The following is a 19,721-nucleotide window of genomic DNA, read 5'->3' as shown; positions in this document are numbered from 1 at the left end:
CGAACGACCGCGAGGGTGGCGACGCAAAGGGTTCGCGCAAAGACGCGAAGACGCAAAAGGGGTGAGGCCTGAAAGGGCGGGGGCCGGGCGGGAGGGGACAAGAGCGATCCTCCCCCAGCGGGGGAGGGGGACCACCCGAAGGGTGGTGGAGGGGTACGGGAGGTCTGCGCCGCGCCAAACCGAAAGCGCTGCCTTGTCCGGGAACCAAGCCATGGCGCACAGCTTCACCGGCAAAGCAAACCCGCCTGTACCCCTCCACCAGCTTCGCTGGTCCCCCTCCCCGTGCCGGGGAGGATCGGCAACGGCAGTTCCTCACCCCAAAGCCGTCTCTGGATCGCGCACGACATCTTCGCGTCTTTGCGTCTTTGCGCGAAACCGATCGAAGCCCGCCGCATGTCGCTTCGAACGAGGGCGCAAGACCGGCATCTCCGCACAAAGGATGCGCACAAAGGCACAAAGCCACGAAGCCACAAAGACGCCTATGCATTCGAACACAGCCCATCGGCTCGACGCGCGCGCAATTACGGGCGGATTAGGGCGCCTCGCGACGCAGAACGGCATCCCTTCGTGCCTTCGTGGCTTCGTGCGAAAAAATCGGAACCGTCCGTGCCGCCAGCGCACGCGCCAAAGGACAAGCATGCCCGGAACGATCCTCAGCCGCGCAACATGCCCCTTCCCCTTCGCGTCCGTGCTGGCTAAGGGGCGCGCAATCCCTCCCGCCGCGAAAGGGCTTCGCACCCCATGAAACTGATCTCCGGCAACAGCAACCTGCCGCTCGCGCGCGCGATCGCCGATTATCTGGAGCTGCCGCTGACCGACACCAGCGTGCGCCGCTTCGCCGACGAGGAAGTGTTCGTCGAGATCCACGAAAATGTCCGCGGCCAGGATGTCTTCGTCGTCCAGCCAACCAATTTCCCGGCGAACGACAATCTGATGGAATTGCTGATCATCAACGATGCGCTGCGCCGCGCCTCGGCGAAGCGCATCACCGCGGTGGTCCCCTATTTCGGCTACGCCCGGCAGGACCGCAAGCCCGGCCCGCGCACGCCGATTTCGGCCAAGCTCGTCGCCAATTTGATCACCACCTCGGGCGCCGACCGCGTGCTCGCGATCGATCTGCACGCCGGGCAGATCCAGGGCTTCTTCGACATCCCGACCGACAATCTCTACGCCGCGCCTGTGATGAGCGCCGACATCCAGGCGCGCTTCGCCGGCAAGAATCTGATGGTCGTGTCGCCCGACGTCGGCGGCGTGGTGCGCGCGCGCGCGCTCGCCAAGCGCCTCGACAACGCCCCGCTGGCGATCGTCGACAAGCGCCGCGAACGCGCCGGCGAATCCGAGGTCATGAACATCATCGGCGACGTGAAGGGCCGCTTCTGCATCCTGATCGACGATATCGTCGATTCGGCAGGCACGCTCTGCAACGCCGCGGGCGCCTTGAAGGCCGCCGGCGCCGAGGGTGTCGTCGCCTATTGCACCCACGGCGTGCTGTCGGGCGGCGCGGTCGCGCGCGTCGAGGCGAGCGAACTCACCGAACTGGTGATCACCGATTCGATCCAGCCGACCGACGCGGTCAACGACAGCGCCAAGGTCCGCGCGCTGACCGTCGCGCCGTTGCTCGGCGAGGCGATCAAGCGCATCGCTGACGAAACGAGCGTGTCCTCGCTCTTCGACTGACGTCAATTATAGAGAGATTACCCCAGTTTACAGAAAAACCGTAATATGGGATAAGCTCTTTATGGATCCGCGTCGTAACCCCTTCTCGCCCGGAGCCGGGACACCGCCTCCCGAACTCGCTGGCCGAGAGGCCCTGCTCGAACGCGTTGCCATTGCACTCGACAGGATTCGAGCGGGTCGAGCCGCACAAAGTGTCATATTTTATGGTCTTCGCGGGGTAGGCAAGACGGTCCTTCTCAACGAAATGCGCCTTGCCGCCGAGAGCGGCGGCATCGTTGCCGTTGCGATCGAGTCGCCTGAGGATCGTTCGCTTCCTGCCATACTTGCTCCAGCGCTACGGGCCGCCCTCCTAAAGATGAATCGAATAGCCTTGGTCGGGGATAGCGCGAAACGGGCCCTCCGTGCGCTTGCGGGTTTTGCAAAGCTGAAACTGCGCTATGCCGATATCGAGGTCGCCATTGATTTCGCTTCAGAACCAGGCCTGGCTGACAGTGGCGATTTGGCGACCGATCTCAACGAACTTGTCGATGCCGTCGGGACTGCGGCAAAGACCGCTGGCACCGCTGTCGTGCTGTTCGTCGATGAACTGCAGTATGTTCAGGAGGATGAACTGGCCGCGCTAATCGCTGCTCTTCATGGCGCCAATCAGGCGCGTTTGCCTATTACGCTGGTCGGAGCAGGACTGCCGCAATTGCTGGCGCGGATGGGGCGCGCCAAATCCTATGCCGAAAGACTGTTCCTCTTCGAACCGGTTGGACCACTCGATGGCCCGGCCATTGAGGCTGCCTTGCGCAACCCCATTGAGCAAGAGAATGAAGCCATTACCGATGGCGCCGTACAGGCGATAGCGACGGCGACTCAGGGCTATCCCTATTTTCTGCAGGAATGGGGCAAGCAGAGCTGGGACGTCGCCGATAGGTCACCGATTGATGTCGATGATGTGACTCGGGCTTCGATCGCGGCGCTTGCGCAGTTGGACGTCAGTTTCTTTCGCGTCCGCTTTGATCGTCTGACACCGCGCGAGAAACGATATATGCGCGCAATGGCCTCTCTGGGCCCGGGGCCGCACCGATCGGGCGACATTGCGCAGCACTTGGGTGTCGAAGTATCAAGCTCTGCGCCCGCCAGAAATACCCTGATCCAGAAAGGCATGATCTACAGCCCGGAACATGGCTACACAGCATTCACCGTGCCAATGTTCGACCAATATGTTCTTCGAATGATGGGCTATGACTTATGACCCTTGCATCCGATCTCGCGCTCGCCCATCGCCTCGCCGACGCCGCCGGCGGCGCCATCCGCCCGCTGTTTCGCGCCGCTTTTGCCCATGAAGCCAAGGCCGACGCCTCGCCGGTGACCGAGGCCGACCGCGGCGCCGAGACCGTCATGCGCAGCCTGCTCACCGCCGAGGCCCCGCGCGACGGCATCATCGGCGAGGAGTTCGGCAGCGAGCGGCCCGGGGCGCCGCGCCAATGGGTGCTCGACCCGATCGACGGCACGGTCAGCTTCATGGCGGGCCGCCCGATCTTCGGCACGCTGATCGCATTGCTGCAGGACGGCTGGCCGATCCTGGGCATCATCGACCAGCCGGTCGCCGGCGAACGCTGGGTCGGCGCGCTCGGCCAGCCGACCCTGTTCAACGGCAAGCCCGTGCGCACCCGCACCTGCCGCTCGCTGGCCGACGCCGTGCTCGCGACCAGCGGCCCGCAATATTTCAGCGATCACGACGGCGAGCATTTCATGGGTCTCGCCGCGCAGACCGCGCACAAGCGCATGGTCTTCGGCGGCGACTGCTACAATTACGGCCTGCTCGCCAGCGGGCATATCGACCTGGTGGTCGAGGCCGGGCTGAAGCTCCACGATTTCGCCGCGCTGGTCCCCGTCGTCGAGGGCGCGGGCGGCACGATGTGCGACTGGAACGGCGACCCGCTCAACGCCGACAGCGCGAAAGATGGTGGGGGCCATGTCATCGCGCTCGGCGACCCCGCGCGGCTCGAGGATGTCGTCGAGGGGCTCGCCTGCCACCATTGAACAAAGAGGAGCGGATCATGGCTTTCGAAGGCAGCTGCCACTGCGGCGCGGTAACCTATGAAGTCGAGGGCGACATCCCCGGCACCGCGATGAGCTGCAACTGCTCGCACTGCCGGCGCAAGGGTTTCCTGCTGAGCTTCGTGCCGATCGAGCAGTTCCGGCTGACCGCGGGCGCCGGGAGCCTCAAAAGCTATCGCTTCAACAAGCATAATATCGACCATCAATTCTGCACCAACTGCGGCGTCCAGAGCTTTTCGGTCGGCACCGGCCCCGACGGATCGAAGATGGCGGCGGTGAACCTGCGCTGCGTACCCGACACCGATCTCGACGCGCTGACGATCCAGAAGGTCGACGGCGCGAGCTTTTGACCGCGCCTGCCATACACCTCGTGTACACTCAGCCGTACGAGGAGATTGTATGGCTGAAGCTTTCAAAATGCCGTCGTGGGAAGAGATGGCAACCAAGATCGCGCACGACTATCTCGACTGCGAGCGCCGAGCGGCCGAATCTGCGGCTGCTGGCGACGACAAGGAAGCTCGCGAGTTTCGAAAGCTTGCCGCTCGTTTTAAGAAACTCATGGACAAGTACGCGATAACAATCCGCGCCTGACGCTTGCAATTCCGCGCGAATCCGTCTAGGCGCGCGCCTTCCGATTGTACCGGCTGGCTGAAAGGGCTGCCAGGCCGATACGCAAACGGACTTCAAAAGGAGACCAAAATGCCCAAGATGAAGACCAAGAGCGGTGTGAAGAAACGCTTCAAATTCACCGCCTCGGGCAAGGTGAAGCACGGCGTCGCCGGCAAGCGCCACCGCCTGATTTCGCACAATAGCAAATATATCCGTACCAACCGCGGCACCAGCGTGCTCAGCGATGCGGATACGGCTCATGTGCGCCTCTGGGCGCCGTACGGCCTGAAGTAAGGAGCGCAGGGAATGTCACGCATCAAACGCGGCGTCACCACGCGCGCCAAGCACAAGCGCGTATTGGAGCAGGCGAAGGGCTTTTACGGCCGTCGCAAGAACACCATCCGCATCGCCAAGCAGGCGGTCGAGAAGGCCGGCCAATACGCCTATCGCGACCGCAAGGTCAAAAAGCGGAGCTTCCGCGCGCTGTGGATCCAGCGCATCAACGCCGCGGTCCGCGCCGAAGGCCTGACCTATTCGCAGTTCATGCACGGCGTGAAGCTGGCCGGGATCGACCTCGACCGCAAGGTCATGGCCGACCTGGCGATGAACGAAGGCGGCGTCTTCGCGGCCGTCATCGCGCAGGCGAAGGCGGCGCTGCCCAAGGCGGCCTGAGCCTTCCGGCATCGCTGAACGAATGGAGGGCGGTCCCGCGCGGGGCCGCCCTTTTTCGTGTGCCGTGTCGGGCGGTTGCCGACGTTCCATTTTCCGTCACCCCGGGCTTGACCCGGGGCCTGCCTTTTCTTTGATCCGACGTCGGAAGAAGGAAGGCGGGTCCCGGGTCAAGCCCGGGGTGACGACGTAACAAACGTCCGCTCCACACCCCAGGACCGCCATTCCAGGCGACGCCCCGAACGCCACACCCCAAAACAGAAACGGCGCGAAGGTTGCCCTTCGCGCCGCTCCGACGATGATCGTGACCGATACACCGCCCCCCTCCCTCCGGTACCGAAAAGCCGTGGGTCGCAGAAAGCCGCCGGCCGGTGGAAGTGTTCCCTGCAGCGACATATGCGGTCGTGGCCGCGAGAAAAATTGTAAAAACCCGACAGGGAAATCGCTTAATCTGTTGTTTTTTTTCGCGCACTTCCGCAAGGGAATGGCGTCATGACAGACGAGATCCAGATTCCGGGGACGGACGCCGGCGTGCGGGTCATGACGCGTTTCTTTCCGGTTTCCGCGGCGCTGCGCCCCTATTCGAGCATCATCTACCTGACCGAGGTCGCGGCCCCGCCCGGGGTGCGCGTCGACGACTATCTCCACCCCGAATGGGCGAACATGCGCTTCATCGAGGGTGAGACGACGCTTTGCGCGATCGGGACCGATCCGGTGACGCCCGCCCCGCATTTCAACGTCACCGGTCCGACCAGCAAGGCGACCTTCTTTTCGGTCGGCCATATGCGCACTTGGGGGATCGGCATATTGCCGATGGGCTGGGCCAAATTCTTCGCGCTCTCAGCCGAGGATCTCGCCGATCGCTTCTGCGATGCCGCGGTGCATCCCGCCTTTGCCGATTTCATCCCGCTCGCCGAGCGCCTGCGCGGCGTGAACGATGTCGAGGCGGGGGCGAAGGCGATCGACGATTATTTCGTCGCCCGGCTCACAGGCGCGCCGCGCGACGATCCGGCGATCTTCGCGGCGCATAGCGCGCTGGTCGACGACGACCTCGCCAGCGTCGGCGATCTGGCCGCCAAGCTGAGCCTGTCCGAACGGTCGGTCGAACGGTTGTCGCGCCGCGCCTTTGGTTTCCCGCCCAAATTGCTGCTGCGCCGCCAGCGCTTCCTGCGCAGCCTCGCGCGCTTCATGCTCGACCCGTCGATGGCGTGGATCGATACGCTTGACTATCATTATTACGACCAGGCGCAGTTCACCCGCGATTTCCGGCGCTTCATGGGGATGAGCCCGCGCGCCTATGCGACGCGGCCGAAACCGATCCTCGGCGCCGCCGCGCTCGCGCGCGCCGCCGCCGCCGGGGCCGCGGTGCAGGGCCTCCACAAGCCCGCGACCTAACCCTTCGCACTTGACCCGCGCGCCGCCTTCGGTGCAAGCGGCGGCGCGACAAAGCGCGGCATATCCGCCGCCGCAGGACAAACGACCATGAGCAATTATCAGGCCATGCAGGCCGAGCTGACCGGCGCGATCGCCGCCGCGACCGACCTCGACGCGCTCGAGGCGCTGCGCGTCGCCGCGCTCGGTAAGGCGGGCAGCGTTACCGGGCTGCTCAAGACGCTGGGCGGCATGACCCCCGAGGAGCGCCAGAGCGTCGGCCCGCAAATCCACACGCTGCGCGAGACGGTCACCGCGGCGCTGGCGGCGCGCAAGGCGGCGCTCGAAAGCGCGGCGCTCGAGGCGAAGCTCGCGGGCGAGAAGCTCGACATGACGCTCCCGGCCGCCGCGACCCCGCGCGGCAGCGTGCATCCGGTGAGCCAGGTGATGGACGAACTCGCCGAAATTTTCGCCGACATGGGCTTCGCGGTCGCGACGGGCCCCGAGATCGAGGACGACTGGCACAATTTCACGGCGCTCAACATTCCCGAGACGCATCCGGCGCGCGCGATGCACGACACTTTCTACTTCCCCGACGCGAATGCCGACGGGCAGAAGATGTTGCTGCGCACCCACACCTCGCCGGTGCAGATCCGCACGATGATGTCGCAGGAACCGCCGATCCGCATCATCGCGCCGGGCCGGGTGTATCGCAGCGACAGCGACGCGACGCACACCCCGATGTTCCATCAGGTCGAGGGGCTGGTCATCGACCGCGGCATCCATATGGGACACCTCAAATACACGCTCGAAACCTTCCTCAAGGCCTATTTCGAGACCGACGACATCGTGCTGCGGCTGCGTCCGAGCTATTTCCCCTTCACCGAGCCCTCGGCGGAGGTCGATGTCGGCTACGCCCAAGAAAAAGGCCGCAGAATCGTCGGCGGCCACGGCGACGACGAGGGGCATAGCTGGATGGAGCTGCTCGGCAGCGGCATGGTCAACCGCCGCGTGATCGCCAATTGCGGGCTCGACCCCGATGTGTGGCAGGGCTTCGCTTTCGGGGTCGGGGTCGATCGGCTCGCGATGCTCAAATATGGCATGGACGACCTGCGCGCCTTCTTCGACGGCGACCTGCGCTGGCTGAGCCATTACGGGTTCGGCGCGCTGTCGGTGCCGACGCTGAGCGGGGGGATTTCGGCATGAAGATTACCCTCGACTGGCTGCGCGAGCATCTGGAAGGCGATTTCAGCGTCGCCGATGTTGTCGCCACGCTCAATCGCATCGGCCACGAGGTCGAAGGCGTCGAGAATCCGGCCGAGAAACTCGCGGGTTTCCGCGTCGCGCGCGTGCTGACCGCCGAGAAACATCCGCAGGCCGACAAGCTGCAGGTGCTGACCGTCGACACGGGGGACGGCGGCGCGCCGCTGACCGTGGTGTGCGGCGCGCCCAACGCGCGCGCGGGGCTGGTCGGCGTGCTCGGCCTGCCCGGCGCGGTGGTGCCCGCGAACGGCATGGAGCTGAAGGTCGCGGCCGTCCGCGGGGTCGAATCGAACGGCATGATGTGCTCGACGCGCGAGCTCGAACTCGGCGACGACCATGACGGGATCATCGAGCTTCCCGCCGATGCGCCGGTGGGCACGCCCTTCGCCGACTATAGCGGCGCGGGCGACCCGGTGGTCGACATCTCGATCACCCCGAACCGGCAGGACTGTATGGGCGTGCGCGGCATCGCGCGCGACCTCGCCGCCGCGGGGCTCGGCACGCTGAAGCCGCTCGCGGTGCCGGCGATCGACGGGCAGGGTCCGATGGCGACCGAAATCCGGACCGACGATGCCGAGGCCTGCCCCGCTTTCTATGGCCGCACCATCGCGGGCGTCGACAACCGCGTCGCCACTCCCGAATGGATGCGCCGCCGGCTGGAAGCGATCGGTCAGCGCTCGATCTCGGCGCTCGTCGACATCAGCAATTACGTGATGTTCGACCTCGGCCGCCCGAGCCATATCTACGACCACGCGCAGCTGACCGGTCCGCTCGTCGCGCGCCGCGCGAAGGCGGGCGAGACCGTCACCGCCTTGAACGGCAAGGATTATAGCCTCACCGACAGTATGACGGTGATCGCCGACGATAAGGGCGTCCACGACATCGCGGGCATCATGGGCGGCGAGCATTCGGGATGCAGCGAGGCGACGACCGACATACTGGTCGAGATCGCCTATTTCACCCCCGAACGCATCGCGCTGACCGGGCAGGCGCTGGCGCTGACCAGCGACGCACGCAGCCGTTTCGAGCGCGGGGTCGACCCGGCGTTCCTGGGCGACGCGACCGAGATCGTGACGCGGCTGATCCTCGACATCTGTGGCGGCACGGCGTCGGCGATGACGCGCGCGGGCGAACCGCCGCTGGAGACCAAGACGGTGGCCTATGACCCGGCGCTGTCGGCGACCTTGGGCGGCATCGCGATCGAACCCGCCAAACAGCGCGCGATCCTCGAATCGCTGGGTTTCGGCGTCACCGAGGGCAGCCCCTGGCAAATCGCAGTGCCGAGCTGGCGCCGCGACGTCGACGCCGCGCCCGACATCGTCGAGGAAGTTACGCGAATTACCAGCTTCGACGCGGTGGAGTCGGTGGCGCTGCCGCGCAGCGACGGCGTCGCCAAGCCGACCGCAACGCCCGAGCAGCTGCTCGAACGCCGCCTGCGCCGCGCCGCCGCGGCGGCCGGCTATCATGAGGCGGTGACGTGGAGCTTCGTTTCGGACCGCGAGGCCGCGCCCTTCGGCGGCGGCGCGTGGAGCCTCGCCAATCCGATCAGCGAGGATTTGAAAGTCATGCGCCCGTCGCTGCTGCCCGGGCTGCTCGCCGCGGCGGCGCGCAACCAGAATCGCGGCGCCGACAGCATCCGCCTGTTCGAGATCGGGCGCCGCTATCTGAGCGACGCCGAGCATCCGACCCTGTGCATCGTGATGGCAGGCAGCAAGGCCGAGCGCGGCTGGCAGGCGGGCAAGGCGGCGGCGTTCGACGCCTATGACGCCAAGGCCGCCGCGCTGGCGCTGCTCGACGCCGCGGGCGCGCCCGCCGACCGGCTGCAGGTGATGGAGCCCGTCGCCGAGCCCGGCATCTGGCACCCCGGACAGGCCGCGACGCTGCGGCTCGGCCCCAAGGCGGTGCTCGCCGAATTCGGCGCGCTGCATCCTTCGCTCGCGCGACATTACGACGTCGACGGCGCGGTGATGGCGGTGCAGATCTTCCTCGACGCGATCCCCGCGAAACGCGCGAGCGGCCCCGCGCGCAGCGCCTTCACCCCGCCCGCGCTGCAGCCGGTGCGCCGCGACTTCGCCTTCCTCGCGCCCGACACGCTGGCGGCGGGCGACCTGGTCCGCGCGGTGAAGGGCGCCGACAAGGCGGTGATCACCGACGCGCGCCTGTTCGACCGCTTCGCAGGCCAGGGCGTGCCCGAGGGACAGGTGAGCCTGGCAGTCGAAGTCGTGCTGCAACCGGCCGAGAAGAGCTTCGCCGAGGCTGAGTTGAAGGCGATTGCGGATAAGGTGGTGGCTGCGGCTGCGAAGGTTGGGGCGGTGTTGCGGGGGTGAGATCGCAGGCTTTAAGGTGCTTGTAAGCTTACCTTTTTTCCCACGTGCTCGCGCCAAAGCCCAAGACGTTTGATGCGATATTCGACAAGCTCGGGAGATGTTCCATATGCAGCAGCGATTTGGACCGCGCTCTTTCCTCCGCTTACCATGCGCTTGACTGCCTCCCGAGGAAGAAGTGTCGCGGAAGCCAAAAAGTATGCGTCGTGCTCTTCGGCATTGTCATATGTACGTCCAAAAGATCCGGCTATCTTCGCTATTTTGGTAAGCTTATGTCCTGAAAGGATGTGCCAATACTCTTCTAGCAACGTAACCCGCTGCCTCTGAAGCGTGTGGCAATCATTTAAGAAGACAACCCAGCTATCTTGGGCCGAGTTTAGCGGCACGCTCATCGCCGACCACTCGTTGCAGGCAGATCCTGCGAGTATCGCCTTCGTTTTCACATCGATGCGCGAAGACGATCGCAAACACTCGACCACCACCGAATCGACGACTAGGTGGAACGGGTCGAGAGGATCATCCCTCTTGAGGCCAAGATCTTTACGAAAATCCTCTGCAGCATTCTCAAGCTCATCTTTCGACATCGCGACAACATCTGTGTCGGTCAGCGAGTTACTGGATTCCAACGCATCTTCTTCAGCGTAATGCTGTCGCAGACAAACAGCGGCGTGAAGCAGAGTCTGGATCGTGCCCGAAGATGCATTCTTCCCGGCGCGAAAATGCACAAATGCCACGCGATCAAAGCTGAGCTGGTGTTCCTCCGCATCGGAGCCAAGCCACTCCAGCAGCCTAATTTTAGAGTTATTGTCGGGCGCGCCCTCCCCGCGCTCAATACGGGCGAGGGTCGAGAAACTTATCCCTACGATCGACGATAGTGCCCTAATACTGAGACCTTCGCGGTCACGCTTCTTACGTACCGCCCTGACGAGCTTTTCCTCAAACGTATCCATTTCCACCCACTGTGCGATCAGCACGCATTGACACACACCCCCTCGACGTGCATCACTGTGCTGGTGACACAGACTCGCACATCGACGGTCAAATTGGAAGCGCTGTTGAGCGAAGAGGCGCGAGCTGAGTTGCAGCGGATTGGCAGAGGGTTGGACGCTCACCAAGCCGTTCGGGTGAAGGATGGGGGTGTTGTAATCCTCGATCCCGGGCCTGCCTCAACGACGGTCCAGGAGAGTAGTGATGAGCAACGACAAGGAGCGGGAAGACCCGCAACCCGGTCACGGAAAGGGTCCGCCCGATGGAAAGGGGCGTCCGGTCGACCACGGTCGTCCGGTGCCAAACCACGGGTCGTCGGCTTCGCCGGCAACTACGCCCGGCAGCTAGAAGATGTGCAGCGGGCATATCCCGGTGCCACCCTTTTCCCTGATGACCACGGGGTATGGCTTCTCGCGCGAAGCCGCGTGTTAGATGGCATAGCGCGGGAAGCCATATTCCTTATCATCTTACCCGACCTCCCGGAAATCGAGCCACGAGGATGGGCGTTTTGGGATCATGGGAAACGAATCGAATGGATTGGCCCTCGACACACCAACATGGGTGATGGCTCTGTGTGCGCCTACCATCCCACCCTTGACAACGCATGGTCGCCCGGCGGCGACTTGCGCACACTGCTAGACCTCTACAGCGTCTGGGCTCTTCGTCACCTTCACTTGGCTATTTTTGGGCAATGGGTCGGGCGTCAATATGCCATGCCGGATCAAATAGGCAGGTGTGATCCATATTACCGACTGGTACAGTTTACCGCGGGTGAGCTTTGCAGTTGCGGTTCTGACCGACGCTATGGCGAATGCTGCCGTCCGCGAGATCTGGAAATGCCATTTCTTGAGATGAAACAGGCCTTCGAACGCCGCAATTCCCGTCGCAACATTTTTGACCGCGCCCCTCCCACAAAGATTATAGAGGCACTGACCTCAGCGAGGTACAGTTCGCTGCCCGGCATTCTTGATGTCCACGATCCCCTTCGCGCGCATCTCTCGGCAAAAAACGGCTGAGAATTTTCGTATAGCGCACTTTCGTCGATCATATAGCTTTGCATTGACGCGATAATTGATTCCGCCTGTCCCAAAAGCTGCTGCCCGAAGCCGTCACCGCCTCCTCGCGCCCACCCCAGCCACCTCCAGCAGCCGTTATTCAACCCCCTTCAACCGCGCGGCGCTGTCAATCTTGTCGCCGATCAGGTCGGTGGCATAATGTGTGTCGTCCGCGCGTTCGCCGCAGGTGGCCACGTGGGCCGAGTGGACGGTGCACTTCGACTGGAAGAGCGCATAGGCTGGTTGAACAGTGCGGCGTAGTCCTGCACGTTGAACTAGATCACCGTGAAGCGGTTCTACGCCTTATTATTGTCGATGAAGACGTTGGGGTGATGCGGAAGGCTTGGGCGCGAATGCGGACCGCTCCCCTATCCATCCCGCCCATAAACATCCGGCCTGAACGCCACACCGCGCTCCGCCGCAACTGCAGTGAGGTAGGTAAGGTACACCGGCACTTCGACCGGGAGCGCGACGGCCTGTTCGGGCGTCTTCGATTTGCTGTTCAGCGGGCGTTGCAGGAGCCATTGGCCGAGCTGTGCCGCATTTTCCAGCCGGATGCAGCCGTTGCTGAAGTGGCGGTCGGCCTTTTTGAGCAGGTCGCGCTCGGGGGTGTCGTGGAGGTAGATGCCGAGCTTGTTCGGGAAGAGATATTTGACCTTGCCCATCGAGTTCGCGCCGCCGGGAAGTTCGCGCAGGCGCAGCACGCGGTCGCCCGCCGCGACCGCGGGCCAGTCGATCGTCGCGGGATCGAGCTTCTGCGCGTTCGGACCCCAGTCGGAGAGCGCCTCCATGCGGAGCGACGCGAGGCTGCGGCCCGCGAGGATTTTCGGCGCGACGCTTTTCTGCGCGAGATAGTCGGGGACGTTCCAATAGGGGTTGAGGATCGCCCATTGCAGCTTGCCCGCGAGCATCGGGGTCGGCGTCTCGGGCGCGCCGACGACGACCTTCATCGTGCCCGCGCGCTTGCCTGCGCCGTAATAGAAGAGCTGGCCCGACGAGGCGTCGACGACGACATGATGCGTCCACGGGCCGGGGAGCAGCCGCGCGCGGTCGAGGTTGAGGCGGAGGCGCGCCATAGCGTCCTTCGATGTGCCGCGCCTTTCGGCCTGGCCGGCAAGGGTGCGGAGGCGGACATAATGTTCGCTCATCCAGCCCATGCCGCCGATGTAGGCGCCGAAATCCCTGGGGAAGGCGGCGGCGCGGAGCACGGTGCGGGTGTCGGGGCGCCGGGGTTTGAGGTCGTCGTCGGCCCAGACCATCTTCGCCTTGCCGGGGGTGCGCATGTCGCGGACGTAGCGCGCGAAGGCGTCGGACAGGGCGAGCTCGGCCGCGGCGAGCGCCGCGGGGTCGCCGCTGCTCGCCATGACGAGTGCCTGGCGCAGTTTTTCGAGGCGGTAGTCGGAGGGGTCCAGGCCGTCGAGCCTTGCCGAGGACAGGTGGCCGAGCAGCGCCTGCGCCTGCGGACCGACCTTGGCGCCGCGCAGCCAGAGCGGGCGGTAGCCGCGTTCGGCGTAGAATTTTTTGAGGTCGCCGTCAGCCTCGGCGCGCAGCATCGCGACGATGGCGCCGTTGACGGGCGCGGGGGCGGCCGCCTTCGCTTTAGCCTTGGGGGCGGCGTAGGCGGGCGGGCTCGCCGCGAAGGCAAGCAGCAGCGGAGCGAGGCAGAGGGGAGCGCGGCGGCGCCGCGCTCCCCCGGGCAGGACGGTCAGCCCTTTTCCCCGACGCGGGTCGGCGGGGGCGGCGGGGGCGGGGCGTAGACGGCGTTGGGATGATAGACACCGTCGGCGGTGTAATAGCCGTCGATGATGCCGTCGCCGTCGCGGTCGGCGGCGACGCTGCCCGGGACGGCGCCCGCGGGGGCCGGGGGCGGCGGCGGGGCGTAGGCGACTTCCTCGTTCTTCGAGCAGGCCGACAGCAGCAGCGCGGTGGCGCCTGCCATGATGAGCATTTGGTTTCGCATCGATCACTCCCTTGGACAAAGCGCCCGGAGGGGCGCGACCGAGAATCCAACCCGCCGCGATGGCGCATGTTTCCGCGCTTCCTGTGACCTGCGGCCAAAGGTGGCTTTTGGAAGACGAGAGGTGGAACGACGGCATGACGCCGCGGCGAAGCGTGCCGATCAGGCGGCGACGGCCTCTTCGCTGCGGCTGGCCGCGGCTTCGAGCAGGCGCTTTTCGAGGCCCTTGACGCGCGCCCCGCTGTCGATCTTGTCGCCGAGCAGGTCGGTGACATAGAAGGTGTCGACCGCGCGCTCGCCATAGGTCGCGACATGCGCGCTGTGCACCGTAACCTTCGACTGGAAGAGCGCATAGGCGAGCTGGTTGAGCAGCGCGGGGCGGTCCTGCGCATTGACCTCGATTACGGTAAACCGATTGGAGGCCTTATTGTCGATGAAGACATTGGGGGCGATGCGGAACGCCTCGGCGCGGGTGCGCGGGAGGGCACGCGCCTCGAGCTTGGGCAAGAGCTTGTGGCGGTTGGCGAGCGCATCCTCGATCGCGCGCGTCAGCCGGCCGATCTGCCCCGCCTCGGCGAAGGGCCGGCCGAGCGGATCCTGGACGAGGAAATTGTCGAGCGCGAGGCCGTCGCGCGTCGTGTGGATGCGCGCGTCGATGATATTGCCGCCGGCGAGGTGGATGCCGCCGGCGATGCGGTAGAAGAGCCCCGGGTGGTCGGCGGCGAGCACCATGACGAGCGTCGCGCCGCGATCCTGGTCGGGCACTGCGGCGATGTGGAGCGGCGCGCCATCCGCGGCCTGCATATGCGCGAGGTTGGCGGCGATGACCTCGACCGGTTCGGCGATCCAGTAGCTTTCGGGGAGGCGCTTCGCGAGCTTGGCGAAGCCCTTGTCGTCGAGGGCTAGCAGCGCCTGCGCATCCTCCTTTTTCGCGGCGATGCGCGCCTCGCGGCCCTTCTGCTTGTGGCCGAGGCGGAGCACCTCCTCGGCGGCGTCGAACAACTCGGTGAGCAATTGCCGCTTCCAGCTGTTCCACACCCCGGGACCGACCGCGCGGATGTCGACGACGGTGAGCACGAGGAGCAGGCGGAGGCGCTCGGGCGACTGCACGACCTGCGCGAAGTCGAGGATCGTCTTGAAATCGGCAAGGTCGCGCTTGAAGGCGGTCGCCGACATCAGGAGGTGGTGGCGCACGAGCCACGAGACGGTCTCGGTCTCGGCCTCGCTCAGCCCGAGACGCGGGCAAACGCGGAGCGCGAGTTCGGCGCCGAGCACGCTATGGTCGCCGCCGCGGCCCTTGGCGATGTCGTGGAGCAGCACCGCGACATAGACGGTGCGGCGCGAATGGATCTGCCCCATGATCGCGGTCGAGAGCGGATGGTCGTCCTTGAGCCGGTCCTGCTCGATGTCCGAGAGGAGGCCGATCGCGCGGATCGTATGCTCGTCGACGGTGTAATGATGATACATGTCGAACTGCATCTGCGCGACGACGCGGCCGAAATCGGGCACGAAGCGGCCGAACACCCCCGCCTCGTTCATCCAGCGCAGCACCGTTTCGGGATCGCGGGGCGAGGTCAGCACGTCGAGGAAGAGTTCGTTCGCGCGGGGCACGCGGCGGATGCCCTGCGTCTCGATCAGCTTCGCATCGTGGCGCGCTTGGCGCATCGCGAGCGGGTGGATTTCGAGGCCGTGCTTGTCGGCGAGCGCGAAGATTTCGATCAGGCGCACCGGATCAGCCGAGAAAAAATCGTCCGAGGGCAGCGCGAGGCGGCCGCGGTCGAGGACGAAGCCGTGGAGCTTGCCCGGGCGCCGCCGGATCGTCGGCAGGAAGCGCCGCCCGCGCGCCGCCATCTGATCGTCGAGATGCGCGAGGAAGGTGCCGGTGACGTCGCCGACGCTCTTCGCATGGAGAAAATAGAGCTGCATGAAGCGCTCGACCGAGCTTTTGCCTGGACGGTCGGCGAAATGCATGCGCGCCGCGATCTCGCGCTGGAAGTCGAAGGTCAGCCGGTCCTCGGCGCGCCCGGCGAGCGTGTGGAGGTGGCAGCGCACCGCGAGCAGGAAATTTTCAGCCCGCGCGAACTGGCGCAGTTCGCGCGGGCTGAGCAGCCCGGCGTCGACGAGTTCGGGCACGGTGCGCACGCGGTGGATGAACTTGCCGATCCAGAAGAGCGTGTGGAGGTCGCGCAAACCGCCCTTCCCTTCCTTCACATTGGGTTCGACGACATAGCGCGAATCGCCCATGCGCTTGTGCCGCTCGTCGCGCTCGGCGAGCTTTTCGGCGACGAAGGCGCGCGCGGTTCCCGCGACGACCTCGGCATCGAAGCGCGCCGAGGCCTGGTCGTAAAGCGCGCGGTCGCCCCAGATGAAGCGGCCTTCGAGCAAGGCGGTGCGGATGGTGAGATCGTCCTTCGCGGCGCGGATCATCTCGTCGAGCGAGCGCGACGAATGGCCGACCTTCAGCCCGAGGTCCCACATGGTGTAGAGCTGCGCCTCGATCACCTGCTCGGTCCAGCTCGTCTGCTTGAACGGGGTCAAAAAGCCGATGTCGATGTCGCTGAACGGCGCCATTTCGGCGCGGCCGTAGCCGCCAACCGCGATGATCGTGATCCGCTCGCCCGCCGAACGGTTGCCCGCGGGATAGAGGTGGCCGGTGGTGAAATCGTAGGAGAGGCGGACGATCTGGTCGATCAGGAAGGCGGTCGCCTGCGCCGCGACGAGGCCCGCCGAGGGGTGGATCAGCAGGCGGCGCGCGATCTCGGCGCGGCCCTCGTCGAGCGCGGCCTTGAGCAACTCGACCATCGCGCGGCGGCGCCGGCCATTGTCGTTCGTTTCGGCGGCGATCGCGTCGAGCCGTTCGGCGAGCGCGCGGCGGTCGATGATCGCGCGGCGGTCGTCGACGTTGGCGAAAAGATCGCTCATCCCTCGCCCTCGGCCGCTTTCAGGCGGTAGAGCGCGTCGAGCGCCTCGCGCGGGGTGAGCGCGTCGGGGTCGATGGCGGCGAGCGCTTCGCGGAGCGCGTCCTTCACCGGCGCGGGTTCGGCGGCGAGCGTCGCGGCGAAGAGCGGCAGGTCGTCGAGCCCCGCGGCGAGGCCGCCGGTCTTCTCGCGTCCCGCCTCGAGCTTCGCGAGCACCGCCTCGGCGCGTTTCACCACCTTGGGCGACACGCCCGCGAGGCGCGCGACCGCGAGGCCGTAGCTGCGGTCGGCGGGACCGTCGGCGAGTTCGTGGAGGAGGACGAGGTCGCCCTGCCATTCGCGCGCGCGGACATGGTGGAGCGAGAGCGCGTCGAGGCTTTCGGCCAGCCGCGTGAGTTCGTGATAGTGCGTCGCGAAGAGGCAGCGGCACTTGTTGACCTCGTGCACCGCCTCGACCACCGCCCAGGCGAGCGCGAGCCCGTCGTAGGTCGAGGTGCCCCGCCCGACCTCGTCCAATATGACGAAGCTCTGCGGGGTCGCCTGCGCGAGGATCGCGGCGGTTTCGACCATTTCGACCATGAAGGTCGAGCGCCCGCGCGCGAGATTGTCGCTGGCGCCGACGCGGCTGAACAGCCGGTCGACGAGGCCGAGCTTCGCCGCCGAGGCGGGAACGAAGCCGCCGGCCTGTGCGAGCACGACGATCAGCGCATTCTGGCGCAGGAAGGTCGATTTACCGCCCATGTTCGGGCCGGTGACGAGCCAGAGCCGGTCGGTTTCGGCAAGCGAGACATCGTTGGGGACGAAGCGCTCGCCCGATTTCGCCAGCGCGGCCTCGACCACAGGGTGGCGGCCGCCGGTCACGTCGAGACACGGTTCGTCGGCCAGATCGGGGCGGCACCAATTGTGGCTCATCGCATGGTCGGCGAGCGCGGCCGCGACGTCGAGCCGCGCGAGCACGTCGCAGCTGGCGGCGATCGCCTCGCGGCGCGCGGTCGCGGCATCGGTGAGCGATTCGAGATGCGCGGCCTCGGCGGCGACGGCGTGGACTCCCGCCTGCGTGACGCGGCTCGCGGCCTCGTGGAGGTCGGACGAGTTGAAGCGCACCACGCCCGCCAGCGTCTGGCGATGGGTGAAGCCCGAATCGGGCGCCATCAGCGCGTCGGCGTGCTTTGCGGGGACCTCGACATGATAGCCGAGCACGCCATTGTGGCGGATCTTGAGCGACGCGATGCCGGTGCGGTCGCGGTAGCCCGCTTCGAGCGCGGCGATCGCCTTGCGTCCGTCGCGCGCGGTTTCGCGCAACGCGTCGAGCGCATGGTCATAGCCCTCGGCGACATAACCGCCCTGCGCGGCGTCGACCGGCGGGGTTTCGATCAGCGCGCGCGACAGTTCGTCGACGAGCGCGCCATGGCCGTCGAGCCCGGGGAGCAGGCGCGCCAACAAAGGCGGCAGGTCGGGGCGCCGCCCGAGCCGTTCGCGCAGGTTCCGCGCGCCGCCGAGCGCGTCGCGAAGCTGCGCGAGGTCGCGCGGGCCGCCGCGCCCGGCGACGAGGCGCCCCAAGGCACGCCCGGCGTCGGGGAGGGCGCGGAGAGCGCTGCGCAGGTCGCCACGCCACAGCGCGTCGCGCGCGAGCGCATCGACAAGATCGAGCCGGTCGAGGATCGCCTCGCGGTCGGTGAGCGGGCTCGCGAGATCGTCGGCGAGCAGGCGCGCGCCCGCGGCGGTGACCGTGCGGTCGATGGTGCCGAGCAGGCTGCCGTCGCGCGCGCCGGCCATGGTGCGCACGAGTTCAAGGCTTTCGCGCGTCGCGGCGTCGATCGCCATGCGGCCCGAGGCGAGATGGCGCACGGGCGGCTGGAGAAAGACGCTCGTGCCGGTGCCGACATGGTCGAGATAGGCGGCGATCGCACCCATCGCCGCGATCTCGCCGCGGCTGAACTGGCCGAAACCGTCGAGCGTCTGGACGCCGAACATCATTATGAGACGCTTTTCCGCTGCATTGCTCGAAAAATCGGACGGCGGTCGGCGCACGACCTGGCGCACGCTCCACGCGGGAAGTTCGCCGACGCTTTCACTGACCAGCAGCTCGGAGGGTGCGAGGCGCGCGAGTTCGGCATCGACCGCGGCGCGCGGCACCGCGACGACTTCGAAGCGCCCGGTCGAGATGTCGGCGGCGGCGATCGCCACCTCGCCCTCGCTGCCGACCTCGGCGAGCGCGGCGAGGCGGTTGGCGCTGCGCCCTTCGAGCAGGCTTTCCTCGGTCAATGTCCCCGCGGTGACGAAACGGACGATGGCGCGCGCGACCAGCGCCTTCGACCCGCCGCGCGCCTTCGCCTCGGCGGGGCTTTCGACCTGTTCGGCGATCGCGACGCGGTGCCCCGCCTTGATCAGCCGCGCGAGATAGGATTCGGCGGCATGGACGGGCACGCCGCACATCGGCACCGGCTCGCCGCCATGCTCGCCACGCGCGGTGAGCGCGATGTCGAGCGTCGCGGCCGCAGCCTTGGCGTCGTCGAAGAAGAGTTCGAAGAAGTCGCCCATGCGATAGAAGAGCAGGCAATCGCCCGCTTTCTCCTTGAGCGACCAATATTGCGCCATCATCGGCGTGGCGGCGGGAAACGCCGAAGCGGCGGCAGGCTGAGCAGCGGTGGCGGACATCGCGTCCTGCTTAGTGATTGGGGACGGCATGGCAAGGTGGAGCGGGGGAAATTGCGGCTTTTGAAGTCGAAAGCCGCTCTCCAATTCTCGTCATGCTGAACTTGGTTCAGCATCCATGGCCCAAGCTCGAATTTGACGCGGTGTTGAAGACAACGGCTGGCCATGGACCCTGAAACAAGTTCAG

General features: G+C 66.1%; 15 protein-coding genes and 1 pseudogene. 10 read left to right on the top strand and 6 right to left on the bottom strand.

Annotation, left to right across the window (positions count from 1 at the left end; genetic code table 11):
- Positions 1-741: 741 nt before the first annotated feature.
- From AC1RNQ_RS04960 to pheT, 10 genes are all read left to right on the top strand, one after another.
- Positions 742-1,677: a ribose-phosphate pyrophosphokinase gene (locus tag AC1RNQ_RS04960; protein WP_058810343.1), complete on the top strand. Its 936-nt coding sequence runs from the start codon at positions 742-744 to the stop codon at positions 1,675-1,677.
- Between the two features lie 61 nt (positions 1,678-1,738).
- Positions 1,739-2,917 carry a DUF8462 domain-containing protein gene (locus AC1RNQ_RS04955; RefSeq protein ID WP_493169372.1) on the top strand — a complete coding sequence of 393 codons (1,179 nt, stop codon included), beginning with the start codon at positions 1,739-1,741 and terminating at the stop codon, positions 2,915-2,917.
- A complete protein-coding gene (locus tag AC1RNQ_RS04950) occupies positions 2,914-3,708 on the top strand; it encodes an inositol monophosphatase family protein (protein WP_493169370.1) in 795 nt (264 codons plus the stop codon). Before AC1RNQ_RS04955 ends, AC1RNQ_RS04950 begins: the two co-directional genes overlap by 4 nt.
- 17 nt (positions 3,709-3,725) lie before the next feature.
- Positions 3,726-4,076, top strand: a complete 351-nt coding sequence (locus AC1RNQ_RS04945; protein WP_493169368.1) for a GFA family protein — start codon at positions 3,726-3,728, stop codon at positions 4,074-4,076.
- 49 nt (positions 4,077-4,125) lie between these two features.
- A complete protein-coding gene (locus tag AC1RNQ_RS04940; protein ID WP_493169367.1) occupies positions 4,126-4,317 on the top strand; it encodes a hypothetical protein in 192 nt (63 codons plus the stop codon).
- Between the two features lie 108 nt (positions 4,318-4,425).
- The gene (gene rpmI / locus AC1RNQ_RS04935; RefSeq protein ID WP_493169365.1) at positions 4,426-4,629 is read left to right on the top strand and encodes a 50S ribosomal protein L35; all 204 of its coding nucleotides are present in this window, start codon (positions 4,426-4,428) and stop codon (positions 4,627-4,629) included.
- A gap of 12 nt (positions 4,630-4,641) precedes the next feature.
- Positions 4,642-5,007, top strand: a complete 366-nt coding sequence (gene rplT, locus AC1RNQ_RS04930; protein WP_493169363.1) for a 50S ribosomal protein L20 — start codon at positions 4,642-4,644, stop codon at positions 5,005-5,007.
- A 489-nt stretch (positions 5,008-5,496) separates the two neighbouring features.
- Positions 5,497-6,399: a helix-turn-helix domain-containing protein gene (locus AC1RNQ_RS04925; protein WP_493169362.1), complete on the top strand. Its 903-nt coding sequence runs from the start codon at positions 5,497-5,499 to the stop codon at positions 6,397-6,399.
- An 87-nt stretch (positions 6,400-6,486) separates the two neighbouring features.
- Positions 6,487-7,581, top strand: coding sequence for a phenylalanine--tRNA ligase subunit alpha (gene pheS / locus AC1RNQ_RS04920; protein ID WP_493169360.1), 1,095 nt, complete (start codon positions 6,487-6,489; stop codon positions 7,579-7,581).
- Complete coding sequence (pheT, locus tag AC1RNQ_RS04915) at positions 7,578-9,965, top strand: phenylalanine--tRNA ligase subunit beta (RefSeq protein WP_493169359.1); 2,388 nt, start codon at positions 7,578-7,580, stop codon at positions 9,963-9,965. The genes pheS and pheT overlap by 4 nt, the downstream gene beginning before the upstream one ends.
- An 11-nt stretch (positions 9,966-9,976) precedes the next feature.
- Here pheT and AC1RNQ_RS04910 read toward each other — a convergent pair whose 3' ends face one another.
- The 6 genes and pseudogenes from AC1RNQ_RS04910 to mutS all read right to left on the bottom strand — a co-directional run bounded on the left by AC1RNQ_RS04910 (position 9,977) and on the right by mutS (position 19,537).
- Positions 9,977-10,936, bottom strand: coding sequence for a helix-turn-helix domain-containing protein (locus AC1RNQ_RS04910; protein ID WP_493169357.1), 960 nt, complete (start codon positions 10,934-10,936; stop codon positions 9,977-9,979).
- A gap of 1,164 nt (positions 10,937-12,100) precedes the next feature.
- Positions 12,101-12,362 (bottom strand): annotated as a pseudogene (locus tag AC1RNQ_RS04905) (hypothetical protein); the annotation flags it as partial.
- A 10-nt stretch (positions 12,363-12,372) separates the two neighbouring features.
- Positions 12,373-13,557 carry a L,D-transpeptidase scaffold domain-containing protein gene (locus AC1RNQ_RS04900; protein WP_493169355.1) on the bottom strand — a complete coding sequence of 395 codons (1,185 nt, stop codon included), beginning with the start codon at positions 13,555-13,557 and terminating at the stop codon, positions 12,373-12,375.
- A 152-nt stretch (positions 13,558-13,709) separates the two neighbouring features.
- Positions 13,710-13,964 carry a hypothetical protein gene (locus AC1RNQ_RS04895; protein WP_493169353.1) on the bottom strand — a complete coding sequence of 85 codons (255 nt, stop codon included), beginning with the start codon at positions 13,962-13,964 and terminating at the stop codon, positions 13,710-13,712.
- 159 nt (positions 13,965-14,123) lie between these two features.
- Positions 14,124-16,883, bottom strand: coding sequence for a [protein-PII] uridylyltransferase (locus AC1RNQ_RS04890; protein WP_493169352.1), 2,760 nt, complete (start codon positions 16,881-16,883; stop codon positions 14,124-14,126).
- Positions 16,880-19,537, bottom strand: a complete 2,658-nt coding sequence (gene mutS, locus AC1RNQ_RS04885) for a DNA mismatch repair protein MutS (RefSeq protein WP_493169351.1) — start codon at positions 19,535-19,537, stop codon at positions 16,880-16,882. The genes AC1RNQ_RS04890 and mutS overlap by 4 nt, the downstream gene beginning before the upstream one ends.
- Positions 19,538-19,721 lie beyond the last annotated feature (184 nt).

The organism is Sphingopyxis sp. GW821-FHT12F08, assembly GCF_058806755.1.
This window is presented reverse-complemented; position numbering and strand designations above follow the sequence as displayed.